This window comes from Streptomyces sp. 5-10 (assembly GCF_014712245.1).
Lineage (GTDB): Bacteria > Actinomycetota > Actinomycetes > Streptomycetales > Streptomycetaceae > Streptomyces > Streptomyces violaceusniger.
The window spans coordinates 133,289-145,052 of sequence record NZ_JACVYG010000018.1 but is presented as its reverse complement, the minus strand read 5'-3'; the positions used below and the strand labels follow the sequence as shown (position 1 = coordinate 145,052).

General features: G+C 64.9%; 11 protein-coding genes and 3 pseudogenes. 6 read left to right on the top strand and 8 right to left on the bottom strand.

Annotated elements, in window-relative coordinates; translation table 11 throughout:
- From IEJ02_RS48755 to IEJ02_RS21685, 3 genes are all read left to right on the top strand, one after another.
- Positions 1-576 (top strand): helix-turn-helix transcriptional regulator (locus IEJ02_RS48755; RefSeq protein WP_223864184.1); only part of this gene is annotated, 576 nt, incomplete at its 5' end.
- A gap of 144 nt (positions 577-720) precedes the next feature.
- Complete coding sequence (locus tag IEJ02_RS21690; RefSeq protein WP_191066370.1) at positions 721-942, top strand: hypothetical protein; 222 nt, start codon at positions 721-723, stop codon at positions 940-942.
- Between the two features lie 38 nt (positions 943-980).
- Positions 981-1,475, top strand: a complete 495-nt coding sequence (locus IEJ02_RS21685) for a cytochrome P450 family protein (RefSeq protein ID WP_191066369.1) — start codon at positions 981-983, stop codon at positions 1,473-1,475.
- A 523-nt stretch (positions 1,476-1,998) separates the two neighbouring features.
- Here IEJ02_RS21685 and IEJ02_RS50805 read toward each other — a convergent pair.
- Positions 1,999-2,225 (bottom strand): annotated as a pseudogene (locus IEJ02_RS50805) (helix-turn-helix domain-containing protein); the annotation flags it as partial.
- Positions 2,226-2,379: 154 nt separating this feature from the next.
- Here IEJ02_RS50805 and IEJ02_RS48745 point away from each other — a divergent pair.
- The gene (locus IEJ02_RS48745) at positions 2,380-2,613 is read left to right on the top strand and encodes a DUF5988 family protein (protein WP_223864183.1); all 234 of its coding nucleotides are present in this window, start codon (positions 2,380-2,382) and stop codon (positions 2,611-2,613) included.
- Here the strand turns inward: IEJ02_RS48745 and IEJ02_RS21675 are convergent.
- The 3 genes from IEJ02_RS21675 to IEJ02_RS21665 form a co-directional block, all read right to left on the bottom strand.
- On the bottom strand, positions 2,564-3,691 hold the full coding sequence (locus tag IEJ02_RS21675) for a helix-turn-helix transcriptional regulator (RefSeq protein ID WP_191066368.1): 1,128 nt from the start codon (positions 3,689-3,691) through the stop codon (positions 2,564-2,566). The two genes, IEJ02_RS48745 and IEJ02_RS21675, sit on opposite strands and share 50 nt — an antisense overlap.
- Before the next feature lie 763 nt (positions 3,692-4,454).
- On the bottom strand, positions 4,455-4,760 hold the full coding sequence (locus IEJ02_RS21670; RefSeq protein WP_191066367.1) for an SDR family NAD(P)-dependent oxidoreductase: 306 nt from the start codon (positions 4,758-4,760) through the stop codon (positions 4,455-4,457).
- A gap of 1,172 nt (positions 4,761-5,932) precedes the next feature.
- Positions 5,933-6,748, bottom strand: a complete 816-nt coding sequence (locus tag IEJ02_RS21665) for an alpha/beta fold hydrolase (protein WP_191066366.1) — start codon at positions 6,746-6,748, stop codon at positions 5,933-5,935.
- A gap of 141 nt (positions 6,749-6,889) precedes the next feature.
- On the opposite strand from IEJ02_RS21665, the gene IEJ02_RS21660 reads away from it, so the two are divergent.
- Positions 6,890-7,378: a TetR/AcrR family transcriptional regulator gene (locus tag IEJ02_RS21660; protein WP_223864182.1), complete on the top strand. Its 489-nt coding sequence runs from the start codon at positions 6,890-6,892 to the stop codon at positions 7,376-7,378.
- A 745-nt stretch (positions 7,379-8,123) separates the two neighbouring features.
- On the opposite strand, the pseudogene IEJ02_RS21655 reads toward IEJ02_RS21660, so the two are convergent.
- Positions 8,124-8,970 (bottom strand): annotated as a pseudogene (locus IEJ02_RS21655) (transposase); the annotation flags it as partial.
- Between the two features lie 29 nt (positions 8,971-8,999).
- Between IEJ02_RS21655 and IEJ02_RS51390 the strand changes: the two are divergent.
- Positions 9,000-9,214 (top strand): annotated as a pseudogene (locus tag IEJ02_RS51390) (IS701 family transposase); the annotation flags it as partial.
- Between the two features lie 202 nt (positions 9,215-9,416).
- On the opposite strand, the gene IEJ02_RS48740 reads toward IEJ02_RS51390, so the two are convergent.
- The 3 genes from IEJ02_RS48740 to IEJ02_RS21635 form a co-directional block, all read right to left on the bottom strand.
- Entirely contained in the window at positions 9,417-10,268 is an 852-nt protein-coding gene (locus IEJ02_RS48740; protein WP_223864181.1) for a helix-turn-helix domain-containing protein, read from the bottom strand.
- A gap of 533 nt (positions 10,269-10,801) precedes the next feature.
- Positions 10,802-11,188, bottom strand: coding sequence for a GlcG/HbpS family heme-binding protein (locus IEJ02_RS21640; RefSeq protein WP_191066364.1), 387 nt, complete (start codon positions 11,186-11,188; stop codon positions 10,802-10,804).
- Between the two features lie 92 nt (positions 11,189-11,280).
- On the bottom strand, positions 11,281-11,670 hold the full coding sequence (locus IEJ02_RS21635) for an NADPH-dependent FMN reductase (RefSeq protein WP_317985863.1): 390 nt from the start codon (positions 11,668-11,670) through the stop codon (positions 11,281-11,283).
- Positions 11,671-11,764: the final 94 nt, after the last annotated feature.

Sequence of the window (11,764 nt, the reverse complement as noted above, 5' to 3'; positions counted from 1 at the left end):
AGCACCCGGGGCAGAGCGCTGCGCGTCCTGGCCATGGCCGAGGACCCGGACAAGCGCAGGCTGCTCCTCTACCAGTCCGCCAAGTGCCTGCGTGAGCAGGGTGACCGTTATGAACTCGCCCGCACGCTGACCGAGCTCAGCCAGGACTACCTCAGCACCGGGGAGACCCAACAGGCGCGCACCACCTGGCACGAGGCGCAGAAGCTGATGGACGAGTGCGGGATGAGCGCCCAGCACGAAAGTCGCCGAGAGCTCGTGGTGGACGGTGTTGAGAGCGTCGGGAGCCCCCAACCGCCCCAGGGTGCCGGGGAGGCTCAACACACCGAGGACGACGTCCCCGGCCCGGCGGCCGAGAACGGTGAGCTGCCCGTGCTGTCGGAGGCCGAGTGGCGCGTGGCCACGCTGGCGGCGTCCGGAATGACCAACCGGCAAATCGCCAAGAGCCTCTACATCACCGTCAGCACCGTGGAGCAGCATCTGACCCGCATCTACCGCAAGCTCTCGGTGGGAAACCGGCAGGAGCTGTCACGCCGTCTGTGGCTGCTCATCGGTGCCACGGGAGCGTCCTCCGGCTGAGCGCGCCGCCCGCTGCTGGCGCCGGACCGAGGCAAGGGGGATAGGGGAGTGGTTAGGGGACCAGGGAGCCGGCGCGCGGACCAGACTTGGCAATCCGTAGGCGGCGCAGTGGTGGCGACGGAGCGACTGACGGGACGGACAGGCATGGACGAGATACGCGACTACCCCGAACTGCGGGCTGCTGCATGCCCGTTCTCACCCCCGCCGGGATACGAGGAGCTGCGCGAGCGGTCCGCCGTCACACGGGTGCGGATGTGGGACGGCAGCACCCCGTTCCTCGTCACCGGCTATCACGAGGCGCGGACCGTACTCGGCGACGACAGTTCAGCGCCGACGGCACCCACAAGGCGATGCCACGCTTTGTGAAGTTCGAGGTACCGGCCGATGTATTCAACCTCGGGAGGATGGACGATCCGGAGCACGCCCGGATCCGCCGCATGCTCACCGCGCACTTCACCATCCGGCGCACCGAGGCCATGCGGCCGATGATCCAGGACATCGTGGACGGCCTCCTGGACCGGCTGATCGCCGAGGGGCCGCCGGCCGACCTGGTGGCCGACTTCGCCTTCCCCCTGCCGTCCCAGGTGATCGCCGTGATGCTGGAGGTCTCGGACGCCGACTTCGCCGAATTCCAGCGGGCGTCACAGGGCGTCATGGACTTCACCGTGTCGTCGTGGCGGAGTCCAGCGACGATGTTCGTGTGGTCGGTGAGTCGGAGAGCGCCGATGGCCAGGTTACGCAGGGATGCCATGGCAGGTGGAGCGGTGCAGATACGTACGCGGGAGGCGTCCTCGGTACGTGGTGTCCCTGGCATGGTGGACTTGTTCTCGATGCCCCAGCGGTCGCGAACCCGGCGGGCGATCTCGGTTGCCTCGGCCTGCGCCCCCGGACCGCGCTGAAAACGCTCACCGGCTGAACAACGCCGTCCTGGGCGGCCGTGTGCCTACCAACTGCGAAACTCGGAGGGTCATGGGCTTGATGCGATCGCCTCGACGACTACCGATTTGAGGGATGCGGGCGTGCTGACCGGGCTCTAATTTGGATCTGTGGTTCAGCTTTCATCTGATTGCACTCCTCTCCTCCACCACGGTGATGGGCACCTGGCGGTCCCTGGAAGGGAACGGATGACTACCGAGACTGACACGCAGTTTCCGATGCCCCAGGCGGACGCCTGCCCGTTCGATCGGCCACCTGGCTCGGCGGGTTGCGTACCAAGGCGCCGCTGAGCCGGGTAAAGATCTGGGACGGCAGCCACCCGTGGCTGGTCCCCCGGTACGCCCGCCCCGCGCCCTATCGCGCCGACCGGCGGGTCAGCACAGAACGGGACCGGCCCTGCTACCTGTTGTCCGGTCTGGCGGGACGTGTGAGGACGACACGTCGACTTTCGACGAGATGGATGACCCCGAGCATGCCAGAGCCTCGGCCCAGCCTTTGGATGACTCGGCACACCGTCGTCGGTGAGATGCCGAACAGCGGGGCGAGTTGCGACATCGTGAGATTCGTCCCGTCCAAGACGGCGACCAGCAGCAGCCGTTCCGCCAGCGGAAGCCGCCACGACACTCGCCACCTCAGCCTTCAGCGCCCTGTTCCTGGACGGCTGTAAGTAGCCGCCCGAACTACTCGACTCGTAGTCCGCTGAACGTCTCCACTCACACGCACTCAGCCCTCAACACCCCGTCCACAGACCAGGGAAGAACCCTGACCACGGCCTTCTGTAACGCGCTTTCCTGACGAGCGGCCACTGTCAGATTCTCCCCGGACAAAAGCCCACTGCGGATTCGCGAGATATTGGAGGTTTTCAGGATGGCTAGTTTCCAGGTATTTCTGTCCGGTGGCCCGGAGTATCTTCCGGAGAAAGGAAGGCTGCAGGTCGCCACCTCACTAACGGAGAAGATCAGGCACCGCTTCGGTGGTGGATTCGAGCACTTTGTCCACGAAGGTGAATTCATCACGATTGGCGGAAAAGAGGTCGCCGTCTTCCGCTGGACTACCCGGACCTCTCGTTGGCGCTTGTGCTGTGTGCCCGCCGCGCGATGACCTCCAAGCTTTCGGTACCAGACACAACGATATCGGTCCAGACCCTGGCCAGTTCCACGCGTGAGGAGACCTGCAACTTAGGGAATATCTTCTTCAGGTGGTAAGCTACGGTATGCGGAGACAGAAAGAGATGCTTAGCCGTCTGAGTGTTGGTCATTCCTTGGGCCACCAATTGAGCCACCTTGATTTCCGTCTCGGTGAGATCCACGATCGCCCTCTGTGGACTTATCCGCCAACGGGATTGATGGTGCCTAACACCGAGATCCCATAACCTTTTTTTGATTCGCAATACGTCGCGGGGGGCTCCCGCCGATATATAGGTGTCAGCGCTCCGCTCGAGGATCCGTACGGCCTGATCCTGTTGTGACCGCTCAAGGGCCATGCACTTTCCGATGTCTTCCATCGCCGAAGCTCGCGTCCAGGGCTGGAGTTGCGTCTCGGCTGCGTGCCACATATCGTCCAGATTCTGCTCGAATAGGCCCTTCGCGTGGAGGGCTGATGCGGCCAGAGTTTGGTGGTGTGGGTTCATTCCCGCCAGTTTTTGCGCTATCTTCACTGCTTGTCGCGCCATTGACTTCTGGTCGGTTTTCAGCGCCGATCGCACAAGCCAGGGCGCTGCAGCCGACTGTGACAGGAATACATTCCGGCTGACCGGCCCGAAGTCAACGAGTTCCTCCATAAATGGAGCCACACCCTCAGTCCCCCATTGCGCTTCGCGTACCCGCGCATTTACCCATGCGCACTGCCCCGTCAGCACCGTGAGACGCCCCATGAATGCATCATCGGCGATCATCTGCATATGCGATGACGCAGCATTCACATCAACACGCCGTAAAGCAGCCAATGCCAGGATGAGGCGACTCGCGATACGTAGTTGATCGGCAACCCCGGCTTGCGCAAGCACCTGTTCACTCATGGCTACTGCTGCGTCTAGGTCGCCGGCCATGAAAGCCAGATGCGACCGGGCTAGCAATAGTTCGGCCGGGTAGATCGTCGGACCAAACAGGCTGATATTCGGATCTTCTGGATGGTAGAGAATTTCCCTTACCCGGTCGAATTCTCCTCTCCTTATCAGCATGAAAGGCAACCATATTCTGGTTTGCAGTTCACACTTGCACGAAGAGTCGGCCGCTGCCGACGAGAGGCATTCTTCAATGAGATGCAGGCTGCGATCGGACCATCCATTCAGCCAGAGAGCTATTGCCTGCCCGATGAGTCGACATTTTGCACACGATACCGTGCCAGACAGTATGCGGACAGAACTTCCCGGAAGTGGTCTCGTCACCATTGAGAATCCTGGAATATGGGGGGACAGGGGGTGGTATGCGGCATACTCGGGCCGCTCCAGTTACATGCCGCATGCCGTGAGCGCCGTTATCTGCGGCGAGTTTCTTGATGTCGGCCTGGACGAGACGGGTTCACGATGAGCGCGTCGGCACGGGAGTTGTCCGGATCGATCGGCACGACCGCGACCCTCCGGTCGAAGATCGGCATGCGGGGCGGCAGCACGGTGGCGGTGCGCACCTGTCCCCCTGCTCGGCCAGCCACTCCGCGTAGGTGCGAGTCAGCTCGTCGTGGCGCATGGTGTCCTGATAGAGGTTGCACAAGGTGATTCCTCGTCTCAGCGCTTCCTCGTCGAGAGGGCGGGAGGCATCGAGGCTCGCCTGTGACTGGGCGCCGCCGGGGGAGCACCGCGAGACACTCGTCCTCGACCCCTTGTGCGAGGATCTCAAGTTTCGTCTTGATGGCGTCGATGCCGATCAGTCGTTCTGTGCCGTCGTATAAGAGGCTGAGGGTCGCCGCGGCTTCCGCCACCGCCGCTCTCCTGGCGGCCAACGCCTCTACTTGCGGGGCGAGTTCAACTTCCTGGCTGCGTAACAGCTGTTGAACAGGTAGTCGAAGGTCTCCACGCCGAAGCTTTTCCGCAGCGTGCTCCGTACAGTGGTGACGAAATCCGCCAACGTGTCGATCCGGGTAACATCGAGCTGGCAAAAGACAAGGTCCGCCCCAGTGGCCTCGGCGGCCGAGCGCTCACTGGTAAAATAGGTGCCCATAACTGCGACGCCCGAGCGCTTCAAGTGTTTCACCATACCCATGCCCAGTCCGCGTCCAGCGCCGGTGACCAGGGCAATCTTCCGGTCCGCCATGAGAGTCCGTCTGTCGATGGATTGGTCCTCCCCACGATGGAGGAAACATTCCGCCAGAACGGGATGTTGTCCGCTGGACGGACAACCGCCAGGTCACAGCACGGAAAGCCTGCGTTCCGGTGCGACGGCAGCTCGGTGAACCGGCGCCGCGAACCTTTCCGCAGGCCGCACGCCTGCCGACTTGGGATGCCATCGACGCGACGAGTGGATTGAAGACGCGGAGTGTGTGTAATTCTGATACGCCACGAGCAGGGATAGTTGGGCGTTCGTCCAGCGCCTTCTGGAGGATTGCTACGGGGAACCGGATGCAGGCGACTTCGAACGGCAGAAGCCTCGGGGGTGTCCTGCTGAGCCGTATCAAGTTGCTGGGCGCGATCCTGCAGCCTTCTCCAGGCATGAGCATGGTGCGTCGCCAACCTTGGCTGTCTGTACCTTCAATCTGACAGCTTCCTTGCAGGGGCGTGACAATACCAAACCACTCGTCGGAGAATTGGTGAGTCCAGCTGTCGCCGCTGGTCCGAGAGGATTCATTTTCCACTATCAGTTCCTGCCGGGGCAGGCTACATTTCCGTGCAGTCATCTGTTTTCCCTTGAGTGGGGTCGGGGAAACGAGGATCGGCACACGGCGAAGTCGCCGTGACTCGCGTTGAGACGGAAGGACTATAACGATGGGTCGCAGCACCGTGTGGCTACCGGGGATGACTCTGGTCGTCGACACCCTCACAGGCAGTGGACGGCGAGTGCCGCGCGCTCTCGTGGACGGTCGGCTTCAGAGCCGTCTCGTGGCGCGTGAACCGCCACGGTGCAGCCGTCGGTGCGCAGTCGCAGCCGAATGCCAGTTCTGGCACCTGTCATGGCGATCATACGGTTGGAGTTCTCTCAGTTCACGTGTTTCTCGTCTTTCGTGTGCACTGGTTGGGCCCAGCAAAGTACTGGGGTGTCCCCGCTGCTGGAGCCTAGAACATCGGCACTGTATGCGCTTGAACCACAGCGACATCCGACAGAACATCCGTGCCAAAAGCCGGTGCCGGAACACCACATGCGAGGAGGATCGGAAAGCGAGGAGCACCGCAGCGCGGACCGACGGGCTGCGCTGGGCGCTTCCCGTGGAATTCACCGTCCGGGCCTCGCAGCCGCGAGGATTCGGTGCCTTTGGGCGCGGAAGGCGGACTTCAGGAAGAGGCGGACGACACGCTCGCGGCGTGGGCATCGGCGAAGTCCCAGACAACCGGCAGGAGTTGCTCGGGCGTCTCGGTCTGCGGCATGTGACCGGTGCCCTCCAGCAGACGGAACTCGGCTCCGGGAATGGCCTGTGCGTAGGCGTGTCCGTAGCCCGCGTCCACGACCCGGTCGCTTGTGCCCCAGGCGACCAGGGTCGAGTGGGGCACTTTGGCGAGGCGCTCGGACAGGGTGGGGTCGGCCATGACATGCGGACCCGAATAGACCTGCAGCGTGGCACGGTTGGCGGCCCCGATCGCGCGCTGCGCCTCGGTCAGAGCGCTCGGGTCGAATCGGAACTTCGAGGGGTCGTGGAGGGAGAGTCGGGACAGCTCGACGGGGGTCAGGGAGAAGGTGTCGGCTATGGGGTGGCCCGGGACCTGGATGCCAACGGCGTTGACGAGGATGACGCTGCTGATCCGAAGGCTGCCCAGAGCCGCCAGTTCGGCGGCGATCCAGCCGCCGATCGAGTTGCCGACGACGGCGACGTCCCGCAGATCCAGCGCGTCGAGCAGTTGCGCGTATGCCTTTGCCAGAGTCGTGACGCTGGTCAGCCACTCGGGGCGGTCGGTGCCATCGAAGCCGGGGTGGACGGGGGTGTACACCCTGGCCGGCCGCTGCTCGGCGAGGAGGCTCGCGAACGGGGTCACCGTCTGCGGGCCGCCCCCTCCATGCAGCAGCAGGAAGGGGTGTCCCTGCTCGCTGTAGAGGTCGACGGTGATGTCGAGGGTGCCCTGGTCGAGTGTGAGGGCGTGGGTGTTGCGGTTCATCGCGTGCTCCTGAAGTTCGGTGGGAAGGTGGCCGTCAGGCGAAGTCGGTGGCGGGAGTGGTGGCGTAGCGGCTCATGACCGCGACGGTCGACTCCGGTGTGAGCTCCTGGCCGCCGCCCCGCGATCGCCCGCGCGGCCCAGGTGTCCGAAGCGACCGCCTACCGCTACTTTCCCGACCTGCCGTCGCTGATCAGCGAGACCCTGGCCGACGTCTGGCCGGCCCCCGCCGAGGCGCTAGCGCCGGTCGCGGACTCCACCGACCCCGTCGAACGTGTCGCCTTTGCCTGCGAGTTCCTGCTCCGCGGCGTCCTCGCCCGCCAGGGCGCGGTGCGCGCGATGATCGCCGCCACGATCACCCGGCCCGAGACGGTGACCAGACGACCCGGTATTCGCTTCGGACTCATCGACCATGCGCTCCTGCCCATGGAGGCCACGCTCGGCGGACCGCACCGTGAAGCGTTCGCCCAGCTCAAGCGGGACCTCGCGGTCGTCGTGAGCGCCGAGGCGCTGTTCGCCCTCATGGATCTGTGCGGGCTCGATCCCGACGAGGCCGTCATCAGCGCGGTACATACCGCGAAGACGCTCACCGAGGCGGCGGTGCGTGCGCTGGGCGGTCCCTCGGCGCCGTGAGCCGACGAGTCGATCAGCGTGTGGCTGCTGGCGGTGGGGCGGGCGAGAAGGCCCCCGGCGGTGGATGACCCGGGCCGGCTCCCGCCAAGTGATGTGCGGGGAGGCAGAATTCGGGACGCCGCAGCGGTCGACTCTTCAGGCGAGGCGAGGCGGGGCGAGCAGAAGGGAAGCCGGACTGCGGCTCCGGAACGGGTGCGGACGTCTCCCGTGGCGCCCGGCGTCGTCGGCGTACTGCCCCGATGAGAGGGCCAAGAACTGCCATGCTCCCTTGCGCTGTTGGCGCCGCCTGGAACTCAGGGCAATGCGCCCACTTCCAACGCCCTCTCAGTAACTGTCCGGTCCGACGCAGATGTCGGGCTCGCGGAGGTCGTAGTCCACCTCTCGTAGCCGATCCGCCAGTCCACGGCGCCGGGTTCGGGCAGCTGTGAGGACTCCCCGGGGACAGGAGACGTAAAGGCGGGAAGACCGTACAGCTCCTCGACGTGGTCGTCCTGGGTTTTCATTCGGGCTGCTCCTGCCATACGACGCACCGGGGGTGACGTGCTCAGTTCCACACGTAGCGACTGACAACGCCGGTGACACGGGTGGCGGTCAGCCGCTCCGATCCGGCCAGAGGGTGCGTCGAACTCGAGCCGCCGCAGTCCAGTCGGGTGTGCGGCCAGTGAACGCGACGAGCCGGTCGAGCGGCGAGGCGGCTCCGAAGAGCGCCTGCTGTGCCTAGGGGACACGGCAGCTGTAGTTCTGGTCATGGTTGGTCCTGAAGAGCGTGTCGGCGCTGGTGGCAGGCTCGTGCAATGGCTTGATGGCGGCGGCGCCAGGCCATCCAGTGCAGGATGTGTTCCGCGTCCCGGACTGGTGGTGTGAGGACGAACGCCCGAAGGAGCCGGACGAGTTCGGGGCAGGTCAACGGGACGAGATGGGCTGGTCCGGCAGGGCCGGTCGCGGTCGTGGCAGCGGCGGTCAGGGCGAGGACGACGGATGCGACGAGGGAGAACAGCGACCAGCGCATCCAGGAGTTCCAGCAGGTCGCCTGTCCTTCGTCCAGGCCGGTGAAGGTCTTGCCGAGTTGGAAAGTCTCCTCGATCCGCCACCGTCGGCAGATCACTTCCACCAGCTGGGCGAGGGTGACATCTTCGGCCGACCAGCAGCGGAAGAAGGAGATCTCGCCGGTGTATCGGTGCCGGCGGGCGACCAGGACGCTGGTGCCGTCATCTCCGTGTCCGTTGGGGGTATCGTCCGCACGGACATCGAGCCAGGCCCAGTCGTACTCGCGGGTGCCCTTCGTTCCGTGCCCGGTCTGCATGCGCATCCACTGGGTGAGGCAGTACCTTGTTGATCATCTGGTGGGCCTTCCACCTGCGGCCCGCTCCATCCGTGACCGTGTATGTGTGGGACACGCCGACCGCGCAACCGAGCCCGAACTCCCGCATGCTTCTGCGGAGTTCGCGGCCTGCATACGCATCGTCACCAGCGAACCAGCGTGCCCGGACACCCAGCTTGAGCGCGTTTTTGACCATAGCGGCGGTCTGCTGCAGCTTCGTCGCGAACATGATCCCTTCCGGGACGCCGGCTGCTTCACGGCGTTCCTCGTCACCCTCGCCCCCCTCCAGCCCACCAACTACCCGAGCCTCACACACTGCCAGGCCCATCAGAGAGGGGGAGAACCCGAGCCCCAGCAGCCCCAGCCGGCCTGCTGGCCCCAGGCACTCCGGGCCGTCCGTGGCTGGCTGACGCCCTGAGCACGCCGCAACGCTACTGGCGGGCATGGTCTACGAAGCCCCCGCCCCCAGCACTCCAGGAACTGATCAACACCGTCGGCAACGGCAGACCTCTTGATCTCTACTGCTCGGTCTACAAACCACCGGTAGTGACGTCACGCGGCTCCTTGATCGGCATGGGGTTCATGGCCGACGCCGGGCCGGTGGGCGGTCAGAACTGTGACGGCGCCTTGCCCGGCCGATCGATGTGTTCTGCCCTGGATGTTGACTCCCGGCACCTACAGGCTGCGGAGCTGTCTGAGGGCGATGGTCGGGGCTGATCAGTCCCTGGCCGAGCCGACCGAGCGGGCGTATTCGGTGGGTGTCTGGCCGTAGCGCTTCTTGAAGGCCCGGGTGAAGTGGCTGGTGTCGGCGAACCGCCAGTGGGCGGCGAGTTCTGAGACGCTCAGCCGGGCGGACGGCGCGGTGAGAGCGAGTCGGGCTTCTTCCAGCCGCCGGTGGCGGATGTAGGCGGTCAGTGACTCTCCCGTCGCGGCGAAGGCGCGCTGGAGGGTACGGAGGGAGACGTTGAGCTCGCGCGCGAGCATCCTGGGAGAGAGCTCGGGATCGGCGAGATGGCTATTGACGAGGTCTTTCGCGGCCTGGGCGAGCGTGGGAGCCAGTAGCGGCTCCACGTCGTCGAATCGACGCAGTGCCAGCGCCTTGACCAGTTCGATCAGGGTGCTGTGGGCGGCGTGGACACCGGCCGGGCCGAGGTCGGCGATGGTGTCGTGGATCATGTTCGCGTGGGCCGTGAGCAGGCGCACCTCGGCCGTGTCCACCGGCCCGGTGATGCTCCGGTTCCCGAGGAGCGGCGTGAACGCGGCGGAGGGCAGGCCGAACACCTCCGTCGTGGTACCCGCCGCCTTCCAGAAGTGCACGGGCCGTCCGTGGTGGCGGATGAGGAACTGCCCGCCCGATATGGAGTGTTTGCCGCGATCGGTCGGCTCACCCTCCACATATGCACCCCGCCGGACCACGTGCAGCCATACCAGCTCCTCACTGCCACCCGGAGAACCCGCGCCGCTGATGGACGACGCGTTGTGGGTATTGATCATCACCACCTCAAGCAGTTTGGTGACGCGGCTTTTGGCCTGGAGGTCGCTGATCGTGGCCGGACTGTAGTCCGGCATGGGGAAAGCGTCGCCTATCTGCCTCTCCCACTTGTATCGGAAGGCATGGAATCCTTCCGGTACGGCGCCGGGGATGGTGGAGTCCAGGGAGTACCCCCCGAACAAGCCGTCAGCCCCCGCTCCAGCTCCGCTCTTCACCCTTCCGATCCACCTCCACGCGTCACTCCCACAGTGGTGCTGTCACGTTACCGGCGTAGGCGAACGTGTTGTTGGTTTCGCCCTCGGCCTGCCGCTCGACCGAACGCCAGTTGACGGCATCCCACTCGAAAGGAACATCTTCAGGCCCGGCACGAGCACGATGGTCTCAGGACCTGTACCGACCTCGAAGACGTTCACCCTGTGCCCGTTCACGGACACACTGTGCCGGTTCATACCGGTCAGTCGTTGCATGGCCATGCCGGACGACTCCGACGTGTGTGATCGACATGTCTTCTCGGTTCTGTTCGAACTTCCCGTCGCGCTGCCGAACGCGTTTCAGGCAGACGTACAAAGGTCGGTGTCCTACGCGTCGGCAGCGAGCCAAGCGAGCGGACCTAGGCTTGCGACGCGAGGGCGGCCTGGACGACCGCCAGATCCTGTTCGCCGGTGCCGCCGCTCGCTGCGATGCCGCCGATGGTCTGTCCGTCGACGATGATGGGGAGGCCTCCTTTGCTCAGCGTGAAGCGTCCGTTCGTAGCGACCTGGATGGAGGTCGTGAACTGCTCACGGTCTTTGAACAGGTCGACGAGCTGACTGGTCGGCACGCCGAAGGACGCGGCGGTGAAGGCCTTGCCGATCGCGATCTCGGTGACGACGAAAGCTGCGCCGTCCATGCGCGCGAGGCTGACCAGGTGCCCGCCGGAATCGACGACGGCGACCGCATCGTCGTTCCTCTTCTTCTTCCGGCTGTGAGGGTCGGCCCGCGTCGCCCATTGCCGCACCCGCGGACAGGGCAGTCACTGTGGCCGGCCCTGGTACGGCTAGCCGCGCAGTGGCGCGAGCGCTGCCGCCGTCCGCGTCAATGGATCGAACATCATCGAGGCCCAGTTGCGATCTCCTGATTGGGCTCGAACCGGCGGCCTTCTTCCTCGTCGCGTAGAAACGTGTTGGTAAAGGGGATGATCACTCCCTCGGTGAGGGTCACCATCTTCAGCGCTGACAGCGTTGGCTTGAGTGCGTGCACGGCGCGTGTTCCGCCGGAGACACCGCCGTAGCTCACCAGTCCTACGGGCTTGTGCGTCCACTCCATGACGAGATAGTCGATGGCGTTCTTGATCGCGGCGTTGAAGCTGTGGTTGTACTCCGGGAGGACCATGACGTACGCGTCGGCGCGATCGACGGTCTCGCTCCATCGCTTCGTGTGCTCGTGTGTGTACTGGCGCAGCATCGGGTGGTTCGGCTCGTCGACGATCGGGAGCGCCACTTCTTGAGGTCCACGAGTTCGACCTGGAAAGCTCCGTGCTTCTCCGCCTACTCCACCACCCAACGTCCCACCGGCAGGCCGGCGCGACCGGGGC

Bases quoted from the DNA above. Each gene is read 5' to 3' on its own strand.
- IEJ02_RS21690 (WP_191066370.1), top strand. From the start codon at position 721: ATGGACGAGATACGCGACTACCCCGAACTGCGGGCTGCTGCATGCCCG.
- IEJ02_RS21685 (WP_191066369.1), top strand. From the start codon at position 981: ATGGACGATCCGGAGCACGCCCGGATCCGCCGCATGCTCACCGCGCAC.
- IEJ02_RS48745 (WP_223864183.1), top strand. From the start codon at position 2,380: ATGGCTAGTTTCCAGGTATTTCTGTCCGGTGGCCCGGAGTATCTTCCG.
- IEJ02_RS21675 (WP_191066368.1), bottom strand. From the start codon at position 3,691: ATGCTGATAAGGAGAGGAGAATTCGACCGGGTAAGGGAAATTCTCTAC.
- IEJ02_RS21670 (WP_191066367.1), bottom strand. From the start codon at position 4,760: ATGGCGGACCGGAAGATTGCCCTGGTCACCGGCGCTGGACGCGGACTG.
- IEJ02_RS21665 (WP_191066366.1), bottom strand. From the start codon at position 6,748: ATGAACCGCAACACCCACGCCCTCACACTCGACCAGGGCACCCTCGAC.
- IEJ02_RS48740 (WP_223864181.1), bottom strand. From the start codon at position 10,268: ATGCCGGACTACAGTCCGGCCACGATCAGCGACCTCCAGGCCAAAAGC.